The organism is Brevibacillus sp. MCWH, assembly GCF_013096935.1.
Taxonomy (GTDB): domain Bacteria; phylum Bacillota; class Bacilli; order Brevibacillales; family Brevibacillaceae; genus Brevibacillus; species Brevibacillus aydinogluensis.
The window spans coordinates 153,335-173,324 of sequence record NZ_SDLF01000001.1 but is presented as its reverse complement, the minus strand read 5'-3'; the positions used below and the strand labels follow the sequence as shown (position 1 = coordinate 173,324).

The window sequence follows — 19,990 nt, the reverse complement described above, 5'->3', positions numbered from 1 at the left end:
TTACTCACCGTTACTTTTTCCAGAAAGAGGTTTTGTTAGATGTTTCTGCAAAAATCTGCGAAAAGCCGATGCCGACACAGCTCCTTCCAGCTTGCCTGCTACCTCCCCACCTTGCACAACAAAGACAGTAGGTGTCACTTCTGCTCCCAGCCGTTCCGCTTCGGCCAGGTCCCGTTTGTCGTGTACGTCCAACCGCTCCACCTGCCATTGCGGAAACTCCCTAATCACCTGCTCAAACGTAGGCGTAAACGTGGTGCAGTACCCGCAGCTTTCGCTAAACACGTACACCACTTTCGTCTGATTGGCACTGGCACCGGCCCAGAATACGATCGCCGCGACCGCGCAGCTAATCAGCGACACAATCCACTTCCAACGGCGTTTGAAGCCATCCTGCATTTCCGTACCTCCTTATGTCCTTCCCCGACGCGTATGTAGGCAGATCAGGTGTATCCTTTATGGAGTTGTCAAGGAACGGTGGCTTCATTATGCCGCTCCCTCTTGAGACAAAAAAAGGACCGGCACCATTGCCGGTCTTTACTTGCATGCCCGCTCTATCATTTTTTATGATGACAATACCATTACAAATCAGTGCGCGAGTGCGTCGCTGTCGGCATTCATCAGCGCACGCAGCTCCTCGATAAACGTCATGCCCTTTTGAATCTCCGCTTCGGTATAACGCTGTTTGCTTTTAAAGGTAAAAATTTTGGCCTTCATTTCATCATAGGGAAGATTGTTGAAATACAGGATGGTGGAGACCAATTCGAGAAAGCGGGAGTTTTCCTCGTTCATCCGTTGGATCAGCCGCTCGCCAAGGCCAAAATCCACCTCGTGGAAACGCAGAAAATCGCGGCCCGCTTCGTTCAGGGTGTACCGATACAGCTGAATGGCCCCTTTGCTCTCCATCTGCTCGTCCAACAAGCCCATGTTGCACAGCTCGTCCACTCGCAACGTCAGTTCCTCGGAATAGGGGCCGTACATGTGAAATTCGAACCGCTCGTCGAAGTCCATGTTCAGTTGTTTCGCTATGTATACCATCTTTTGCAACTTTTTTCGTCCGCTCACTTCGCCGGCAATTTCGATCAAGCGTATGATTTTGGCGTGACGATTAAGCATCTTCCATCACTCCCAGACGTTCTCGTAACTTTCCGGAGACGTCCTCCGGCAAAGCCAGCACCTTATCCATTGGAAAGTACAGCTTGTAGTCAAACCGGCGCTTGCCGCTGATCGCCTCCACAATTTCCGATTTCTGCGACAGCTCCACCAGTTCTCCGGATGGCATCAGAAGCATGATGGGAATTCGTTCCTCTTCCTCGCCGGCACGATAAAAATCATACGGAAGATCGGAGGTGGTGTCTACTTCCAAATAATACATCGGGTCGATTCCCGCCGCTTGAAACTCCTGTTTCAACTCTTGCAGCAAGCGGTAATCTCTCGGATTGTATTCGACGTATTTAAAGAGATTCCTGTCCAGAAAACGGGAGCACAAATCTTTCAAAATGGGATCGCTCTCCTTGCGCCACATCTGCATGTAAAAGAGAATTACCGATTCGTCCAGGGACAGGTAATCGGACAGGTTCACCTTGTCCGTCAAGAACGGCAGCAGCAGCACCGGCTCCTGCGCGAACGAGTAGCCTTTGGCAAACAGCTCCTTGGCCCGCTGGAAAATCTTGCGGAGCACCACTTCCGCACTGCGCGTTACCGGGTGGAAATACACCTGCCAGTACATCTGGTAGCGGGACATGATGTAGTCCTCGACGGCGTGCATCCCGCTGAATTTAAACACGATGCCCTCATCATGGGGGCGCATCACCCGCAGAATCCGTTCAATTTCAAAGTTACCGTAATTGACGCCGGTATAGTAGGCGTCGCGCAGCAAATAATCCATCCGGTCTGCGTCGATCTGGCTGGAGATGAGGCTGACGATCAGTTTGTTGTCGTACGTTTTGGCGATTACCTCTGCCACCCGTTTGGGGAAATCGTCGCCCATCCGGCGCAGAATCCGGTTAATCTGCGTGTCGCCGAGCAAAATCGCGCGCGTCCAATCTTCATGATGGTAACGAAACACCTTTTCAAACGAATGGGAAAACGGTCCGTGGCCCACGTCGTGCAGCAGCGCAGCGCACAGGCAGAGCAGTTTTTCCTCGTACGACAGTTGAATCCGCCCTTCAAACGTCTCCAGAATGCGCCGCATGATCTCGTATACGCCAAGCGAGTGGTTAAACCGGCTGTGTTCCCCGCCGTGGAAGGTAAAAAAGCTGGTGCCCAGTTGCCTGATCCGTCGCAACCGCTGAAATTCCGGCGAGTTGATCAAGTCCCAGATCAGTTTCTCCCGGACGTGTACATAACGGTGCACGGGGTCCTTAAACACCTTTTCTTCATGAAGAAGCTGGGGCTGTTGCATCCTGGACACTCCTTTCCTGGATTGCGTCCCGTCGTCATGTCCCGATCGGGCTTTTGGGTCCATCATACCATAACGGCAACCAGCTGGAAAACGACGGCATGAAGCAAAAACCCCCTCCGCGCACGCTTAAAAACACCCGGCTTTCCGGCTCGGCACGGAGGGGACCTGCCTATTGTTGCAGTGTTCGCGTTATGTCAGTGCGTTACGCCTTCATCTCCGCCTCCGGACCAAACAGGTCGGGGCGCTTGGCTGCCTTTTTCGCCTACCGCTTCCGTTTGCCCTCCGCCAGCACCGTGTAGAAGGACGGTACGACGATCAGCGTCAGCATGGTGGAAAAGAGCAGCCCGAATATAATCGTGACCGCCAGCGGCTGGAACAGCACGTCTCCGGAGAGGGCAAGCGGCATCAAGCCGGCCACGGCCGTAAACGAGGTCAGCAAAATCGGCCTCAAGCGCGCTTCTCCCGCCTGGATCACCGCCTGCTTCAGTTCCACGCCGTCACGCCGCGCCTCCTCGATAAATTCGATCAGGACGATCCCGTTGCGGACGACGATCCCAGAGAGCGAAATCACGCCCATCATCGTCATGAAGCCGAGCGGGGTCTGGGTGACAAACAGCCCGATCAGGCTGCCCGCAAACGCGAGGTAAACCGTGCTTAACACCAGCACCGGAATGCTGAGCGAATAGAACTGCATCGCGATCATGATCAGGATGAGGAACACCACCACGACAGACAGTTTGCCCATGTCGATGAATATTTCCGTCTGCTCCGACGTCTCTCCGCCGATCTCCCAGCGATAGCCGTCAGGCAGGGGCAATGTCTGCAGCATCGGCTTTATCTCCTGCATGACCTCCGTTGCCGTGCGTCCTCTGACGTCACTGGAGACGGTGACGCAGCGGGACAGGTCGCGGTGCGGAATCGCCTGCGTGCTGAAAGTGGGCTTTACTTCCGCCAACTGGGTCAGCGGTATCTGTTCGCCCCGGGCGTTGGCCACGGTCAGCCGTTGGAAAAGCAGGGACGGGTCCTCCTCTCCTTTTTGCAGGAACAGTTTGATGTCGAGCAGATCAGTCCCGTTGTCAAACTGACTGACCGTAATCCCTTCGCTGACGAGGCGCAGCGTCTGGGAAAGATCGTTGTAGTTGACCAGCTTTTGTTCCATCAGTTCCTTGTTGACGACAAACTCCAGCGTGTAGCTGTCGATGCCGAAGTCGTCCTGCACATCGTACGTTCCCGGAATTTTCGCCACCTTGCTCTTGACCTGCTCGGACAGGGTGCGCAGCGTCGCCACATCCTCCCCGTACAGCCGGATCACCACCGGTTTGCCGACAGGCGGACCTGCTTCCAACTGCTTGGGCAGGATGGTTGCTTCCGGGTACAGCTTCTTGAACTCCTCCTGCCACGGTTCCATCATATCGTCGATTTTTACTTTCGCTTTGTCAAAACGGACGACCAACTGCCCGACCGTGATGCCTTCGCCGGCACTGGTGTCGCCGCCGAACATTTTCGGTGCGCTGCCGCCGGCGTATGAAGCGACAGATTCGATGCCCGGCTGCTTCATGATCCAGTCGGACACCCCTCTGACGACGCGATCCGTCTCGTCGATGCTGCTGCCAACCGGCAGACGGATATCCACCAAAAACTGCGGGCGATCATCGTTGGGGAACAGTTGAACCGGGGTGAATGGAATCAATCCGTAGGCGAGTGTGCCGATCAGCACGCCGACCATTCCGGCCAGCAGCGGGCGCTTCAAAATCCTCGGCATCAGCCGCTTGGCGTACCATTTGGTCAACTGCTGCAACTGTTTGCCCAACAAGCCCGCCGGCTTGCGGTAGTCTTCCACTCCCGAGCGGCGGCGCTGCTCATACCATTGGCGGAAAATCGGAATGATCGTCAGCGACATGATCATCGACGCCAGCATGGTCAGCGATATGATCACCGGCACGGGACGGATGAATTGGCCTGCATTGCCGTTCAAAAACATGAGCGGACCAAATGAGGCAATTGTCGCCAACGTGGCCGTGACGATGGAGATGGACACTTCGTTGGCGCCGTTGATGGCTGCCTGCAACGGCCTTTCGCCCAGAACCGAGAGGCGCCGTTCGATGTTGTCGTTGACGACCACGGCGTCATCCACCAAAATGCCCAACACGATGATCAGCGAGACGATGGAGATCATGTTTAACGTGATGCCCAGCGAGGGCAAAAACAGCAAGCCCACAGCCAGCGAGATGGGAATGGCCAGGGCGACGACTACCGAGGTGATCAGGTTCAGCCCCAGCGTACACACGAGCAAAACGGCGGCGATGGCAATCCACATCTCCCGCGACAGGTCTCCAAACAGCTCATCCACGCGTTCGTTCTGCGAGTAGATGGAGTGTTTTTTTGCCCACGCCGGCAGCGATTTTTCCAGCGTCGCCATCATCTCGTCCACTCGCCGCTGCAACGAGGGGACGTCGCTGCCCGTCTCGGCGTTGATGCTCAGGGAGACGGACGGTTTCCCATTGTAGTACGAATACGATTTGACCGTTTCTGTGGTCAGCTTCACCGTACCGATATCTTTCAGATATACGGGGTAGCCTTCCGGCGTGCGCGAGATGATCACCTTGTTCAGCGCATTCACATCGTAATTCTCTGCCAACTTGAGCTGGTACGTCCGGCTGTCGGTGGTCAAATCCCCCAGCGGGACGCGTTCGTTCTCCTTTTTCACCGCCATCATGACCTGACCCCAGGTAAGGCCGTACTGGCTCAGCTTCTGCGTATCCACCTCAATGCGTACTTCCTCTTCGGGCAGTCCTTCGATGGTAACATCGGCCACATTGGGAATGGTACGCAGCTGATCCTTCCACGACTTCAACAGCGAGCTCAGACTGTAGAGCTGTTCCCGCGTGTCGGCGGTAATCGCCATCGTCTGCACAAACGTGCGGTTCAGATCGTCGTTGATGATGGGCTGTTGGGCGTCGGCGGGCAGATCTGCTTCCGCGTCTTTCACTTTCTTGCGCAGTTCATCCCATTTCTGCTTGGGGTCGACGTCGCTCTTCGTCTCCACGATGATCGTCGACACACCCAGTCTGGAATGGGACGAAATGTAGCTGAGTCCCTGCAGTTCGTTGATTTTTTCTTCCAGCTTTTTCGTGACGGTCTGCTCCACTTTTTCCGGTGAAGCACCCGGGTAGATGGTCGTCACGGTCGCAATATTGACGATGATGTCCGGCGACTCCTGCTTGGGGAGCTGAAGAAAACTGAGAAAGCCAACCACCACGACCATCACGAAAAACATCAGCGTGATTTTCCGTTTGCGGACGATGTATTCGATCACTGTGGCTGACCCCCTGCCGCTTCGATTGGATCGCCGTCAAACAACCGGTCCACGCCTTTGACGATCAGCTTGTCGCCCTCTTTCAGACCGCTCACGATCTCCAGTCGGTTGCCGTTGATCTCGCCGATGGACACGGCCGTTTTTACTGCCTTTCCGCCGACATTGAGAAAGACGTGCGCATCTCCCTGGCCGCGGCTGATGACGGCCTCGACCGGCACATAGATGCCTTCCTTGCCCTGGATCGTTTTTCTTGCTTTCACCACTTGGCCGGCAAACCAGTCATGTCTGGGATTGCCGATATGAACCTCCACCCCGATCGTCCCCGTTCCCTGGTTGGTCGCCGGATAGATTTTCACCACCTTGCCGTTGCGCGTTTGGCCATACAGCTCCATGGCGACGATCTCTCCCTCCTTCCAGGCAAAAATCTCCCGGTCGGGGACAGGCAGCACCACTTTCAGCGTGTCAATGTTGCCCACACGGTAGACAGGCGTGCCCACGCTGACCAGCGAACCGGTGGAGGACAGCTTGGCGATCACCGTCCCGCTGATGGGCGCGCGCAGCTGCGTCTTGGCCAACGTGCTGGCGGCGAGCTCCTTGGAAACCACCGCCTGGTTGTAACTGGCCCGGGTGAGCTCCCGATCCTCCGCGCGCGCCCCCTGCGTGACCAACGAGTACGCCTGCTGCGCGTTTTGCAGGTCTTTTTCCGCAACGGCCAGATAGTTTTTGGCATTTTCGTACTCATTTTGGGAAATCGCTTTTTCCTGATACAGCCGCTCGATTCGTTTGAAGTCGTCTTGCGCCTTCCGGTAGGCGATCGTCGCTTTTTCCACCTGCAGCCGCGCCTGCGTAACCTCCTGATCGCGCGCCCCGTTGTTCACCTTTTCCAAATTGGCGGCAGTCTGCTGGACGGCTGCGGCGGCAGACGCCACCTGCAGCGAGTAGTCGCTGCTGTCCAACCGGGCGAGCAGTTCGCCTGCCGTGACGTTGTCCCCTTCTTCCTTGGCCAGTTCGACCACCCGGCCGCCCACTTCAAACGAAACAAGCGCCTCTTCCAACGGCTGCAGTGTGCCAGACAATTCTGACACCTGGGTCGCCTGTTCCTTTTTGACCGCGGTGATTTCTACTTTCTTGACCTCGGCCGGATCATTTGCCTGCTCCTGTCCGCTGCAGGCGGTCGTGAACAAGAGTCCAACTATGAGTGCAATCATCAACTGTTTGCTGTTCATGCCACCCTCCGCTTCAGTTCCTTTCATTAATGAGAAGATTAATCCATCTGTATCATACGATGAAGCAATTGAGCAAATTTCACAGACTGGATATACCCCTCAGCAAAATGATCGGGCGGCATTTCGAAACAGTTGAAAAGACGGCGAGCCGTACAATCGTCGCCATTGGACATCTGCCTCCGGTTACCTTTTACCTCGGAATTCCCACAAGGTTTTTCCGTACCACCATACGATTTCTGCAAACGCACACAATACAAAGATGGCCCACAGTTCACCTGCACGCAGTTCACGGACAAAATGCTCCAGTTCGGTACCCGCCCCTCTTGCCAGTGCATGAAGGAAGAAAACAAGCGGAGCAGTGATGGCAAGCACCAGGGTCTTGCTGCTAAACATGGCAATTATTGATGGCAAAACGTTTAAGATCGAACAGGTCATCCATTTGCCCAACGAAGATGTGAAGGTCCAGGACTTTCTTGTACAATGAAGCCTTGTCATACAACCGGGAAAGCTGCCGGACTTACGTGTCCCAGCTTTCCCGACGGGTGCGGGTCCCCAGCCTACAACCGGAGCCGGGTGATCAGGCTTGTCATGTCTTCCGGCATGGGGGCAGTGCACACAATCTCTTCGCCGCTCACCGGATGCACAAACGAAAGCCTCCAGGCGTGCAGGGCCTGCCGCCGTATGAGCCCACTGTTTCCTCCGTACATGGCATCGCCCACCAGGGGATGTCCGATGTGCTGAAAATGGACGCGTATCTGGTGCGTGCGTCCCGTCTCCAGCCATACACGCACCAATGTGGCCTCCTCTGACCGGGCAATCACTTCATAGTGGGTGACAGCCGGATCACCGCTGTCCATGACACGCCGTCTGGTCGGGTGGCGCGGGTCGCGGCCGATCGGGGCATGAATCGTGTCTGCATCGTTCTCCACCACACCGGAGGCGACAGCCAGGTACTCCCGCTTGATGCTTCCTTCCCGCAGCAGCCGGTCAGCCAGTTGATGACCGTAGCTGCTTTTGGCGAGCAAAATGACACCGGACGTTTCCTTGTCCAGACGATGTACCGCATGGATTTGGATGTTCTCTCCCTTGTACCGGTACTGATCGGCCAGAATGTGCACCAGCGTGTTTCCCTGCTCTCGGCGGGTCGGGTGAACCATCATCCCCGCCGATTTGCATACGACCAAGAGGTGATCGTCTTCAAACAGCACATCTACCTGCACAACAGGTGGCATCGGAAGGGAAGATGCCTTCATCGTCGGCCCCTTATCCTGCCCCAGTCTGTTGTCTTGCACCCGTACCGCTATCTTGTCGCCGGCCTTTACCTGCCGCTGCAAAAATGGAGACTTGCGGTTCAGCAATATCCCTTTGCTCCGCGTCAACCGCTGCAGCATTCGCCCCGATACGCTCAGTTTTTGCCGGGCAATCTGCTCGACGGTCAGCCCCGCATCCTCCTGTGTCACGACGTATTCCAACCATCCCTTGCGACTCACGTTAATCCCTCTGTTTCACGCTTTTCTCCCCATTGTACTGAAAAAGCAGGCTGCTGTGCCAGCGCTCCCTCTGCCGTGAAAAGAGGGAACGACCTCGAACCGTGTCAGGGGCGAACAATCACCGCCTGCAAGTCGCGGTCAAACTCTGCGATCGCTTCCTGCTGGCCCATCTCCAGCAGTTGTGTCACATACCCCTCATCCGCGTATAATTCCCGTCCCAGCAGTTTCCCGGCAAACATCACATGCAGCCGACGTTTCCATCCCAAACGGATCATGGCTACATCCACCTCACTTACCATACTTTTCTGTATGATAAGTATAATATGCGACGAGGGTGTTTGTAAACATATTTGTTTAGAAAGTAGTGAAACTGTGCTTATCAGGAATTGTTCCGCGCACGCACATGATCTTTGCCAAAAAAAATTACCCCCATATTGAGAGTGTGCATCTCAATGTGGGGGAAGCTGATTTCAGATCCTCAATTGATTTAGTCCCAGTCCGGGTCAGCACCCGTTACGACAATAGAACCTTGTCCATTTTGATGTGGCAGTGCTGCGGGGACAGCGGTTGCGGTGAAGAGGAATGCAAACGCAAGCAGCGACAGCAAAGTTTTCACAGGAACACACCTCCTTATGCCATTATTTCATTAATATAGCATATTTTTTCAATTATTTCCATATGCTTGTTTGACAATTTTCTGCTGCTTAGTCGATGGTGCTTTACGAGCAGGCCGAAACATTCGATCACCTTTTCAGAATCGCCAAGCTGCCGATAGTATTCAATACTTTTCAGAAGACTGTCGTTCGCCTCGTCAATCTGTCCCATTGAGAACTGGCACATGCTCTTTCGTTGGTAATATATAGCGGCATTTTTGATCCTGTGTGGATGACAGTCAACAGGTAAAAAATGATCTTCAGAATCAATCAACTCGTTGATCAAGTCATTTCTTCCGGTTTCCAGATATACTTCCAGAAGATCACTGACAATTGAAATTCGAGCATCCTGCTTAGCTTCATTAAGACATTCTTTATAGAGACGAATTGCTTCGTCATATTCCCTTTTCTTTGCATACAGCAGTGCCCGGAGGTGGTGTTTGCGGTAGTCCGCATATTTGCTTTTTTCATACTTTTTCAGGTAAAGCTCGGCCAAAATGAGATCGTCCAGGCGCAGATACGCGTTGACTATGGCAATCAGAGCGGAGGCTTTATGTTTGTTGTCGGTTTGGTCTTCACGAATCCCCTTGCTGCACAGATCAATGCATTCCTGATAGTAATCCAGAATGTACGCATGTACGCCCAAACGATAATAGGCTGTGATTCGCTCCATCGGGTGCAGGTATTCGATGTAATGCAGCAGTTCCTTTCCTCTTCGGTAAATCTCCTCGAATTGGGTAAAGTGGTCGCGTTCGATTTCATACCGTTCCAGTAACCCTTTTGCTAGGTAGTAAGGAATGCCGCGTCTTCTGGTATAGTCTATCAATACGTCATACAGGGCCAGTTTGATTTCCGCCTCTTCTTTTTCTTTTGCGACATGCAGCAACGTATCCAGAGCAAGAAAGGGGTCCAATTTAGGGGTCTCCAGCAACTTTTGCGCCGCTTTCCGAACCAGCGACCTGTTATTCAGGGAAACAGCCTCTTCCAGCAGAAACTTCAGCATTTCAGCCTGTTCGGTCATGTCCAGGTACGCGCTGATTAGCGATGCGTAGGGAATCTGCAGCGCCTGCGATATTTTTTTGCAGGTGGCAAATCCGGGCCGTTTCGTTTCCCCGGATTCAATCCGTGACAGGACGCTTTTGCTGACACCTGTCCGCTCCGCCAACTCACTGAGCGTGATGTTCTCCTGGAGTCGATACCTCAGAAGCATCTCTCGAACGTCCTCTACCATAGCAGAAGCCCCCTACGAAAGTTGTTTATCCTTTTTAACTTTTTTATATAGATTATCACAAGATTCAATTTACTGTAAATATTTTACTATCTTTCCCGGTAATGACCGCTGCGACAAAAAAAGACCCGCTTGGATAAACGGGCCAGACGTCCAATTTCAGTTGTTCAGCCTTTCAACTTGTCCGGATTGAGCGCCTCCAGCTCCGGCAGGACGAACAGGCCGTCTTTGCGGATCAGCACGTCGTCAAACCAGATTTCGCCGCCGCCGTACTCCGGACGTTGGATATTCACCATGTCCCAGTGCACCTGGCTGCGGTTGCCGTTGTCCGCATTTTCTAGGGCGCGCCCGGGAGTGAAGTGAAAGCTGCCGGCGATTTTTTCATCAAACAAAATGTCGTTCATCGGGTGCAGGATGTACGGGTTGACGCCGATGGCAAACTCGCCGATGTAGCGGGCTCCTTCATCGCTGTCGAGAATCTCGTTCAGCTTCTGGGTGTTGTTGGCTGTCGCCTCTACAATCTTGCCGTTTTCAAACGTGAGCCGCACGTTTTCAAACCGGGTACCCTGATACGTGGTGGCCGTGTTGAACGTAATCGTGCCGTTCACAGAGTCACGCACCGGCGCCGTATATATCTCTCCATCCGGAATGTTCGCCTCGCCGGAACAAATCACGCTGGGCATGCCTTTGATGGAAAAGGTCAGGTCGGTACCCGGCCCGACCAGGCGCACGTTGTCCGTCCGCTCCATCAGTGCTTTCAGCGGCAAAAACGCCTCGTGCATCTTCTGATAGTCCAGTGAGCAGACGTCGAAGTAAAAGTCTGCGAACGCCTCGGTGGACATGTTGGCGCTTTGGGCCATCGCCGGCGTCGGGTAGTTGAGCAGCGCCCAGCGCATCTGGGTGATGATGTAGTCGGAAAGGGGCTGCATCACCGCCTGATGGGCACGGCTGCGCTCGATGGGCACGTCGGCTGCCTCGCTGGTGTTGGTGGGCCCGTTGATCACGATAAACGCCTGGATGTCTTGAAACATCGCCTGTTCCCACTTGAGCTGGTAGGACGCCCGCCTTTCGTCAGCGCCCATCATCAATTCACGCTGTATGGCCGGATTGATGAACCGCACAAACGGATACGCTCCCCTGGCGTACGCCTGCCTGATCAGTTCCTTGGCAAGCGCCTGTCCTTCTCCGCGTACTTCAATCAACAAACATTCCTGTGCCTGCAAACGAACGGAGTGATTCAGCAGAGTTTCCGCCAGCTTGCCGATACGTGGATCCAACATCCTAACTCCTCCCCAGGGTGCAATAGATAAAAATTATTTTACCGAATGGACAGATACTTTTCAATTATGAGACTGCTCATTACCGGTATTCGGAACGCCCACCCGCACACAATCGGCGAACAGCGGAACCGCTGGTGGATAAAAAATTTTTCTTGCATGTTTTCACATCTATGGAGTATTCTAGTCATCAAAGAGTGTTTATCTGTACAAATCTTTTGAATGAACAGTCAAAGGATGGGAGTGTTGGTTCATGGCGATTGCTGCAGTTTTTCTGGCATAGGACGGGGACCTTGTGCGAGGGGTCTCCGCCCCTTTCACATCCCTGTCTTGCAAGAAAGCTGCAGGACGCCTGAACCACTTCCGTCCTTTTCGATAAGGGGCCGGGCCGGACAGCTGTCACCATTGGCTTCCTGGCATGGGCAGGTGAAAACGCGCCGTTTTCGCACTCGTCCGTTTCCCCGTGCCCGTATCCCGACCTTGTCGAGCAAGCGCATGCGGAAGAGGTAGAGGTCTCGCTTCTCCCGATTGCGCTTTTTTTCGTTCCTCCTTTTGCATTTGCGCGCGGATGGAAAACGCCGTGGGAAGGGCGCCTGCAGACAGCAAACCATCGAGAAATCGGAGGGATTCTTGTCATGCATTGGCGTTCTTGGGACCTAAATTTGAAAATCAGGCTTTTCGGCGAGCTGATTACGCATACGTTTTTCTGGATGTACTTTCCCTTTATGGCGATTCATTTCAGCGACGCGTTCGGCAAAAAGGAGGCTGGACTGCTGCTGACCGTACCTCCGCTGCTGGGGATGTTCGCCAACCTGGCCGGAGGATACCTGGCCGACCGGATCGGCCGACGTACGACGATGCTGATGTCCATCGCGTTGTCTTCGACGATGTTCGGGCTGTTTGCCTTTTCTCCCTCGCCCTGGGTTGATTACATCGCCTTTATCGGCATCGGGATTGCCGGCTCCCTGTACTGGCCGGCCAGTTCGGCGATGGTGGCCGACCTGACATCGGAAGAGGATCGGCGCCTGATATTTGCCACCTTTTACACCGCGATGAACATTGGCGTCGTTGCCGGGCCTGTTCTTGGCTCCTTCTTTTTCGTGCACCACCGGTTTGAACTGCTGCTTATCTGCATGATCGTCGAACTGTTGTTCGGCCTTGCTATATACGTCTGGATCAAGGAGACACTGCCGTCGCACCAGGCAGGAAGTGCTCGCCAAGCGTTCTCATTGAAGGAGCAGTTCCAAAGCTATGTCGTGATTTTTCGCGACAAGCCGTTTGCCATCTACATCGGAGCGGGTGTCCTGATCGCGATCGCCTTCATGCAGCTCGATTTGTTCATGGCGCTGTACGTCAAGGAACACGTGCCCATCCAGCCGCTCGTCTGGTGGGGTGACTGGTCGTTTTCGATTGGGGGCACCTCCGCGTTCGGCTGGCTGATCGGCTTGAACGGCTTGTTGGTCGTGCTGTTCACGCTGCCGGTCACGCGCCGGTTTGAAAACTGGAGTGACCGCAACAGTCTCGTGCTGTCGTCCGTTCTGTGCGGTCTCGGCCTGTTCCTGATGGGCTTTACGGTCAACATCTGGTTGTTGTTCGGCTGCATCGTCATCATGACGCTGGGCGAACTGATTCGCACCCCCGTGGCCCAAAGCTTCATCAGCAAATACGCGCCGGAGGACGCACGCGGCCAGTACATGGGGGCGTCCTCGCTGCAGTTTTCGATCGGCCGGTTCCTCGCGCCGCTGACCATCGGCTTGTCAGAGCGACTCTCCCCCGTCGGCGTTTTCGCGGTCATTCTCGGGCTCACGCTGGTGAGTGCGCTGCTCTACGTGTACATGTTCAGGCTGATTCCACAAGCCAAGAAAACTGACGCGCATGTCCGACAGCCATAGGCAGACGCTTCGTCAGCCGCCGGCCCGGACAAGTCACGTTTCCTGCACACAACACACCCCTTCACGTCATCATCGGTTCCCCGAGGGGATTCCCATGACTAAGGGGTGTACGTTTTTACAAGCTTCCACTTGGAGCAAGCTCTCGAAGGCATACAAGGGGTTAATGATATTGCCTAAGGACACTGGTACTCCAGCCAGCGTATGTCAACAAAGAAGAGTCTCCCGTCTTATTAGGGAGACTCTTCTTTTACATTTAGACTTAGTCCGTGTAGTAAGTGTAATAATCGACTGCCCCTCGTTGGTTAATAACGTCCTGCAACGTTTGGTTAGAACTGCTACCTGGGTCGTTAACCAAAATCATCTCTGGAGTGATTTGGCTGTAGTATGGAGAGCCGTCTACGTCAACTGAGAGCGTCCCTTTAAATCCTTTTGCAGCAACAAGATGATTAGGTACGTGGATCATTACTGGGATTCTTTCATTTACAATTAAGTCAAAGATGTCTGCCTTCAATTTGTCGAATGTACCAGACATTTTTCCATGATAGGTATGGGAATACCGAGAGGCAGCAGCATTCCAGTCAATCGGACAATCTTTACCGGTGTTTTTCAAATTGTCCAGCAGAGTACCAGGATCAACATTGTCGCCAAAGCTGTTGAAAATCATAGCGACTGACGTGATGTAGCAACCTTCGGAACGCATTGTTCCACCGCATGATGTAGTTTTACTTGCCCACTTACTGTCGAACTGCTTGAAACTCGTGGTGCCCAAATCACGGGAAAAAGTTTTAGTAGCCATAAGATTCAATCCTCCTCAATAGGTTTTGTAAATGCCGCGGCTCCTTGCCGCTCACCTATTAAGGAAAAATAATGGTAAAAAAACAACCATTCGGAAAAAAATTAAAAAACTTGATGTTTCTTAAAGAATCTAACACTATTCTTTCTCTAATATCGACTCTTGAGAACGTTGCACTTTTTTCGGTAAAAGATTTATGTCATCGATATTTTCAAGATCCGCTAATAAAAATTCGAGTTTAGCTAAATTCAACAATGGTTTTATAGAAGTCACTTTTGACCCACGTATATCAAGATATTTTAGGTTTTGTGATTGACTTAGCGATTCAAGATTATCAACCGATGTATTTCGCATTTGAAAGCGTTCTAAGTTAGAAAAGCTCTTTATTGAATCAATGCTGGTAATCGGATTATCTGAAACATCCAAGAAGGTTAATGTGCTTAGTGACTGAATGGGAGCAATGTCTGTAATCTTGTTATTCCTCAAATTGAGGTATTGGAGTGAAGTCACATCTTGGAGAAAGTGCAAATCAGAAATGTCTCCATCTTCTAAAGAGAGACTTCGTAAGTTGTTAAATTGATCAAATGACGGCAATTGGTTCATTTGAACACCGGATAAGTTGAGCGTTTCAAGTTGCGGCAATTCTGCTAAAAAATTATAGTCTTTAACTTTGATGTGATCGATGTACAGATCTTTTAGATTTTTCATACCGGCGATGACTGAAAGATCATAAACATTGTTTTTTTGATCTTCTCCCAATTCTCCAACATTCAAATGCAACTCTTTTACTTTTGTAAAGTCCTCTTTTTCAATGGCATTCACTGGTTTACGTAACATTTGAGCAACGGCTTCTAAAACAAATGATGGAACGTTTTCTTCTATAGTTGTTTGACTGACAGAAGTTTGGCGAGAGGCAGAAGGATTTGAATCAGTTGGCGCACATCCTGTCAAATAGGTTGAAATGCCAATGATTAACAGAAGGGTTCCGAATTTCTTCAATGTTATCACTCCTTTCTGTTTCCTGAGTCTAACATAATTTTCCTGAATGGTAAATTAACCCATTTCTCTATAGCTTGCGCATTTAATGTATTAAGAGAGAATTCACGGAAACGCTTGTTGCTGGCCAACAGAATACTCCCTCTCCGGCGTTGTCAGGCTCGATGGTGTCTCCACCATTCAAACACATAGAAGAAAACCAGCACGATCAGACTTGTCCACCAATGATCAGGGCTAATCTGATAGAGTATAACGCACATCGCCCCTCCATTGATCGGCCGAAAAATCCACTTCTTTTTAAAAATGTCATACAGGGAAGTGACAAGGATCAGCAAAAGCAGGAAAGGTACAAAATTTTCTTTAATCGTGACCACCTCCTACATGCACGTCCACTACAACAAACCTCCGCGGCTGTCATCACCACGGAGGTTTGTTGTTTCCCGTTTCCAGCGCGGCAATGCCCTACGGCATCACTTCCGGCAGAAAATACTCATTCCGGTCAAAACGGCCGCGCATCCACTTGTAGGTATCGTCGTAGATGCCCCGGATCACCGGATCGTCGCTGTTGGCCGCTTCCAAGAGCGTTTTGGAGCCAAAGTAGTAGGCGTGAATCCGGTTTTTATCCAGGCCCAGCTTGTGCGTTGCCACCAGTTGGTTGTAGTAGAGCTGGTAAAACTTCGGATCGCGGTACATCCGCTCGTCCCCTTCGATTTCCACGCCCATGTCGTACTTGTTCACTACGTCCAGGGTGCCTTCCAGGCGGTCGAGCTGCACCGGCTTGTCGCTGTAGTAGTTGGGCTGGAGGAACGCGTAGTCGAAGTAGAGCGATTTCCACTCGGCCAGCCCCGGCGCACCAAAGTACGGAATCCAGTAGAAGCGGAGCGCGTCGTCGTGCACGATGCCGGCCATGTGACGAATCAGCTCCCGCTCCTTGGGCGCGCTGTCATCAATCAGCTCGTGGAACCAGTAGATGCCCTCCAGCCTCAGATAGGCAAAACCGGCTTTGTCCCAGCGCTTTTTCAGCTCCCGGTAGTACCACTCCAGCGCCTGCTTGCGGTTTTCATACGCCTGCTCTTCGCCCACCTGGCGGGCGTTAAAGGAGAGGGACGGCTGCTTGTCGTCCAGACTGCCGAAGTCCGTCTGGGATGGATTGGGATAAGGCAGGGCGAGCACGACGTTTTCCACCGTCGGTGTGCCGTACAACGTCCCCCGCAGGCGGTTGAACTCGCGCATCGCGTCGTTCAGCGCTTCCAGCTGCTGGCCGGTGCGGAACAGGTCATTCATGTATTCCTTCCAACCCTCTTTGGTTGAAGGCAGGATTTGATACGGCAAAAAGAGCACCGTGTCAAACATCTGGTCGACCATGTACCCGTCCTTGGTCAGATAGCCGACCATCGGCAGGAAATCTTCCTTCCGCCAGATGCCCCGCTCACCGTATGCACCGGAATAGGCCAGCAGCATGTTTTCCACGCGGCGGACCGTTTTATCCTCGACAACGGTCTGCTTTTGATTTTCCGGCGGCAGCAGGACGGACGGGCTCTCACCCCTGCTCAGATTGGTCCCCCACACTTCCAACTGGCGGGCAAAGGCAAACACTTTTACCGGGAACGAGACTCGGACGTATCGTGCCTCCACTTTCGGCAGCGTCACAGCAAGCGTGCGCACCACCACCGCTTCCTCCGCCGGCGATACGTCATGCTTCGCTTTACCGGCGTAATACCAGGCCCTGCCGTCTCGGGAAACTTCCACGTCCATCCATTCCGGCATGGTGATGCCCGAGCCTTTTTGCTGCTGGAACGTCAGGGTTACCCGCTCCAGCCGCTTTACCTCATCCAGGGCGACGGTCACTTTTCGCCCAAACAGACGGTAGTAACCGGTCCAGGTCTCCGACGGGGTCACCAATCCGCCTACCGGGCCGGGGTACTGTTTTTCCACCTGGGCGAAATAGGCATCGGGCTTGCCCATCGTCTGGACAGAGGTAAAGCTGCCCGGCGCGAAGTTGATCAGGCCATCTTCCTCTGCAGGTTGTGAGACAGGCTCTGATCCATCCCCGTCCTGATCAGCTGCGGCCGGTGTTGTGTCCGATCCGGTCTGATCGCCATCTACGCCATCGTCGGATTGGGCGGTTTCGGCCGGTTTGTTGGCTTCGCCCGCAGCCAGTTTGTCAGTCTCGCTCGCGCCAGCCTCAGCCTTTTTCTCCGCACCCGCAGCCGCCGTGTCCGCCTTCACTTCCCCTCCGGTTTCCTCCAGCTGTTTATCTGGCTCCACTGCATCCTGCGCCTGTGGCGCTGGCGCAGCGGTAATTTCCACGGGAATCTCCTTCGTGCGATACCCCACTGTCACGGTCAGCGTGCCCTTTCCGGGTGTGGGTCCGGCGACAAACGTGCCGTCCGGCAGCACGGTGCCCAATTCCGGCCGGTCAAAGGCAAAGACGGGGGAAAACGGCAAAGTCCCGACGGTTGGCGCCACTTCCACCCGTGTGCTGGTGCCCGTCATGACCGACAGCTTGGCCGCATTGAGCGTAAAATCGGCCTGTTCCGCCTGCTGGGAGCGAGCGTTCAGCAGGCGCTCGGCGATGATCGCGGCATCGCCCCGGGTCACCGTCCCCTGCGGGCGGAATTTGCCGCCAGCTCCCTGCATCCAGCGCTGGGCGGTAACAGCAGTCACTGCTTGCCGGGCGTAGTCGGCAATTTCCTCCTCATCTGCATACGGTGCTGCGTCTGCGCTCTGCATCTGGCCGCCGCCCGCTTTCCACAGCCGTGTCAGCAGAACGGCCATCTCCTGCCGGGTTAACGGATCGGCTGCTCCCAGCTTGCCATCGCTTCGTCCCTGCATCACCCCCAGCTCCGCCAGTGCGTAGACGTACGGAGCGTACGGGCTGTCCGCCGGCACGTCGGCAAACACCGCCTGTTTCGGCAGTTTCGGCTGCACGCCCATCACCTTGGCCAGCAGCACCGCCACATCCTGCCGGGTCATCGGCTTTTGCGGATAAAAGCGGTCCCCGCCCTGGCCGCTGATCAGCTGAACCGCAGCCAGCCGGTTGACAGCCTCCCGGGCGTAGCTGTTTTGCAAATCGGAAAAGCTCACGTTCTGCTCGTAGGGCAGTTCCCCACCCTGCTGCTCCGCTGCCGTCGCGGAACCAGCGGCCGCTGCGGCCTGAGTAAACAGCATCGACAGCGCCAGACAAACGGTCATTGCCCTGGCTGCCATACGCTTCAACACCATGTTTCCTCCTCCAACATATTGCTTCTCTGTATTACGCATCCGGCACAACCACTGCCGGACGAGGCGGTTTCGGGCCGAAAAACTGGTAGTAGTCCACCTTGATGTTGCCGTTGTACAATTTTCGCTTCTTGCTGGCCGTCCGGCCGAAATGCTTCTCAAACTGCTCGTCCGACGTCAGCACGTAAAACGACCACGTGTCCAGCGCGGAAAAAACCTCACCCATGTCGCGATACAACCGGGCTACCTGCTTCCAGTCGCCCAGCCGTTCGCCGTACGGCGGATTGCAGATCAGATAACCGTACTTGCGTTTGGTACGGACGTCGCGCACGTCCATGCGCTGGAAGTGAATCTGGTCCTCCACGCCCGCTTCGGCCGCATTGCGCCGCGCGACCCGCAGAATCTCGTCATCGATGTCCGTGCCGATGATCTCCAGCTTCTGGTCGTAGCGGGCCAGATCGTGTGTCTCCGCGCGGGCTTGCCGCCACAAGGTCTTCGGGATATTCGGCCAGCTCTCGGAGACGAATTCGCGGTTCATTCCCGGGGCGATGTTCTGCCCGATCAGGGCGGCCTCAATCGGAATGGTTCCAGAACCGCAGAACGGGTCCATCAGGACGCGGTCCGGCTTCCAACGGGACAAGAGAATCATCGCCGCCGCCATCGTCTCTTTCAACGGCGCCGCGCCGATCAATCCGCGGTATCCCCGCTTGTGCAGCCCCGGTCCCGACGTGTCGATGGTCAAAGTGGCGACGTCCTTCAACAAGGCCACCTCGATTTTGTACATCGGCCCCTGCTCCTCGAACCAGTCCCGCTTGTACGTTTTTTTCAGGCTTTCCACCACCGCTTTTTTCACGATCGCCTGACAGTCGGGCACGCTGAACAGCGTCGATTTCACGGATTTGCCTTCCACCGGAAACGTTGCGTTTTCCGGGAGCCAGTCCGACCAGGGCAGCGCCTTGGTCTTCTCAAACAGCTCGTCAAACGTCGTCACCCGAAACTCTCCCATTTTAAGACGCACGCGATCCGCCGTTCGTAACCACAAATTTGCCCGCGGTATCGCGGAAATGTCTGCCGTAAACGTCACCTTGCCGTTGTCCACCTTGACGTCTTCGTAGCCCAGCGCCCTTACTTCCTGGGCGACCACGGCTTCCAGGCCAAATGTCGCCGTGGCAATTAATTCTACTTTCTGCATGATACAATCTCCTGTCGTTCGGATATGGCAGGGTGAAACCCCTCTACTATATTACCCGATTTGACAGATGCGTTGGTCATGTTTGTCAAACAAAAGTCCTGTATCGAGACAGGTGACGCCAGATTGCAGACAAACTGTTTATGTAGTAAGCGTCCACAAGGAAGTGATGCCCATAATATCCAGTCCGGAAGGCCTGAACATTCATAAACCAAAGCTGAAGACAACGTACACCGCATGGAGTGATGGGCCAAGCGAGCTCCTTTGACGACCGGCTCAGCGGAAAAACGAAAGACGCGGGGAAAAC

Annotated in this window: 15 protein-coding genes; 1 reads left to right on the top strand and 14 read right to left on the bottom strand. The window is 53.9% G+C overall.

Annotated features, from left to right (window positions below):
- The 10 genes from ETC00_RS00775 to ETC00_RS00735 form a co-directional block, all read right to left on the bottom strand.
- Window positions 1-396: a thioredoxin family protein gene (locus ETC00_RS00775; RefSeq protein ID WP_171564020.1), complete on the bottom strand. Its 396-nt coding sequence runs from the start codon at window positions 394-396 to the stop codon at window positions 1-3.
- A 189-nt stretch (window positions 397-585) separates the two neighbouring features.
- Complete coding sequence (locus tag ETC00_RS00770; RefSeq protein ID WP_171564019.1) at window positions 586-1,113, bottom strand: YwgA family protein; 528 nt, start codon at window positions 1,111-1,113, stop codon at window positions 586-588.
- The gene (locus ETC00_RS00765; protein WP_171564018.1) at window positions 1,106-2,401 is read right to left on the bottom strand and encodes an HD domain-containing protein; all 1,296 of its coding nucleotides are present in this window, start codon (window positions 2,399-2,401) and stop codon (window positions 1,106-1,108) included. The genes ETC00_RS00770 and ETC00_RS00765 overlap by 8 nt, the downstream gene beginning before the upstream one ends.
- A gap of 262 nt (window positions 2,402-2,663) precedes the next feature.
- Entirely contained in the window at window positions 2,664-5,717 is a 3,054-nt protein-coding gene (locus ETC00_RS00760) for an efflux RND transporter permease subunit (protein ID WP_171564017.1), read from the bottom strand.
- A complete protein-coding gene (locus ETC00_RS00755) occupies window positions 5,714-6,943 on the bottom strand; it encodes an efflux RND transporter periplasmic adaptor subunit (RefSeq protein ID WP_171564016.1) in 1,230 nt (409 codons plus the stop codon). Before ETC00_RS00755 ends, ETC00_RS00760 begins: the two co-directional genes overlap by 4 nt.
- Window positions 6,944-7,500: 557 nt before the next feature.
- Entirely contained in the window at window positions 7,501-8,433 is a 933-nt protein-coding gene (locus tag ETC00_RS00750; RefSeq protein ID WP_171564015.1) for an RluA family pseudouridine synthase, read from the bottom strand.
- Between the two features lie 104 nt (window positions 8,434-8,537).
- The gene (locus ETC00_RS00745; RefSeq protein ID WP_171564014.1) at window positions 8,538-8,708 is read right to left on the bottom strand and encodes a hypothetical protein; all 171 of its coding nucleotides are present in this window, start codon (window positions 8,706-8,708) and stop codon (window positions 8,538-8,540) included.
- Window positions 8,709-8,920: 212 nt separating this feature from the next.
- Window positions 8,921-9,049, bottom strand: a complete 129-nt coding sequence (locus ETC00_RS20805; RefSeq protein ID WP_256379840.1) for a hypothetical protein — start codon at window positions 9,047-9,049, stop codon at window positions 8,921-8,923.
- A 14-nt stretch (window positions 9,050-9,063) separates the two neighbouring features.
- On the bottom strand, window positions 9,064-10,317 hold the full coding sequence (locus ETC00_RS00740) for a helix-turn-helix domain-containing protein (protein WP_171564013.1): 1,254 nt from the start codon (window positions 10,315-10,317) through the stop codon (window positions 9,064-9,066).
- Between the two features lie 164 nt (window positions 10,318-10,481).
- Window positions 10,482-11,594: an aminopeptidase gene (locus ETC00_RS00735; protein ID WP_171564012.1), complete on the bottom strand. Its 1,113-nt coding sequence runs from the start codon at window positions 11,592-11,594 to the stop codon at window positions 10,482-10,484.
- A gap of 632 nt (window positions 11,595-12,226) precedes the next feature.
- On the opposite strand from ETC00_RS00735, the gene ETC00_RS00730 reads away from it, so the two are divergent.
- Window positions 12,227-13,483, top strand: coding sequence for an MDR family MFS transporter (locus ETC00_RS00730; protein WP_171564011.1), 1,257 nt, complete (start codon window positions 12,227-12,229; stop codon window positions 13,481-13,483).
- A gap of 259 nt (window positions 13,484-13,742) precedes the next feature.
- On the opposite strand, the gene ETC00_RS00725 is transcribed toward ETC00_RS00730, so the two are convergent.
- The 4 genes from ETC00_RS00725 to ETC00_RS00710 form a co-directional block, all read right to left on the bottom strand.
- A complete protein-coding gene (locus ETC00_RS00725) occupies window positions 13,743-14,279 on the bottom strand; it encodes a C39 family peptidase (protein WP_171564010.1) in 537 nt (178 codons plus the stop codon).
- Between the two features lie 135 nt (window positions 14,280-14,414).
- On the bottom strand, window positions 14,415-15,275 hold the full coding sequence (locus ETC00_RS00720) for a leucine-rich repeat domain-containing protein (RefSeq protein WP_171564009.1): 861 nt from the start codon (window positions 15,273-15,275) through the stop codon (window positions 14,415-14,417).
- A 459-nt stretch (window positions 15,276-15,734) separates the two neighbouring features.
- Window positions 15,735-18,497 (bottom strand): DUF4855 domain-containing protein, encoded by a 2,763-nt coding sequence (locus ETC00_RS00715; protein ID WP_253264210.1) that lies wholly within the window; start codon window positions 18,495-18,497, stop codon window positions 15,735-15,737.
- Window positions 18,498-18,528: 31 nt separating this feature from the next.
- Window positions 18,529-19,686: a THUMP domain-containing class I SAM-dependent RNA methyltransferase gene (locus ETC00_RS00710; protein WP_171564008.1), complete on the bottom strand. Its 1,158-nt coding sequence runs from the start codon at window positions 19,684-19,686 to the stop codon at window positions 18,529-18,531.
- Between the last annotated feature and the right edge of the window lie 304 nt (window positions 19,687-19,990).

What these genes read in the sequence shown, in the direction of transcription:
- ETC00_RS00735 (WP_171564012.1), bottom strand. Translation starts at nt 11,594, where the DNA reads ATGTTGGATCCACGTATCGGCAAGCTGGCGGAAACTCTGCTGAATCAC.
- ETC00_RS00730 (WP_171564011.1), top strand. Translation starts at nt 12,227, where the DNA reads ATGCATTGGCGTTCTTGGGACCTAAATTTGAAAATCAGGCTTTTCGGC.
- ETC00_RS00765 (WP_171564018.1), bottom strand. Translation starts at nt 2,401, where the DNA reads ATGCAACAGCCCCAGCTTCTTCATGAAGAAAAGGTGTTTAAGGACCCC.
- ETC00_RS00745 (WP_171564014.1), bottom strand. Translation starts at nt 8,708, where the DNA reads ATGATCCGTTTGGGATGGAAACGTCGGCTGCATGTGATGTTTGCCGGG.
- ETC00_RS00710 (WP_171564008.1), bottom strand. Translation starts at nt 19,686, where the DNA reads ATGCAGAAAGTAGAATTAATTGCCACGGCGACATTTGGCCTGGAAGCC.
- ETC00_RS00725 (WP_171564010.1), bottom strand. Translation starts at nt 14,279, where the DNA reads ATGGCTACTAAAACTTTTTCCCGTGATTTGGGCACCACGAGTTTCAAG.
- ETC00_RS00715 (WP_253264210.1), bottom strand. Translation starts at nt 18,497, where the DNA reads ATGGTGTTGAAGCGTATGGCAGCCAGGGCAATGACCGTTTGTCTGGCG.
- ETC00_RS00740 (WP_171564013.1), bottom strand. Translation starts at nt 10,317, where the DNA reads ATGGTAGAGGACGTTCGAGAGATGCTTCTGAGGTATCGACTCCAGGAG.
- ETC00_RS00775 (WP_171564020.1), bottom strand. Translation starts at nt 396, where the DNA reads ATGCAGGATGGCTTCAAACGCCGTTGGAAGTGGATTGTGTCGCTGATT.
- ETC00_RS00755 (WP_171564016.1), bottom strand. Translation starts at nt 6,943, where the DNA reads ATGAACAGCAAACAGTTGATGATTGCACTCATAGTTGGACTCTTGTTC.
- ETC00_RS00770 (WP_171564019.1), bottom strand. Translation starts at nt 1,113, where the DNA reads ATGCTTAATCGTCACGCCAAAATCATACGCTTGATCGAAATTGCCGGC.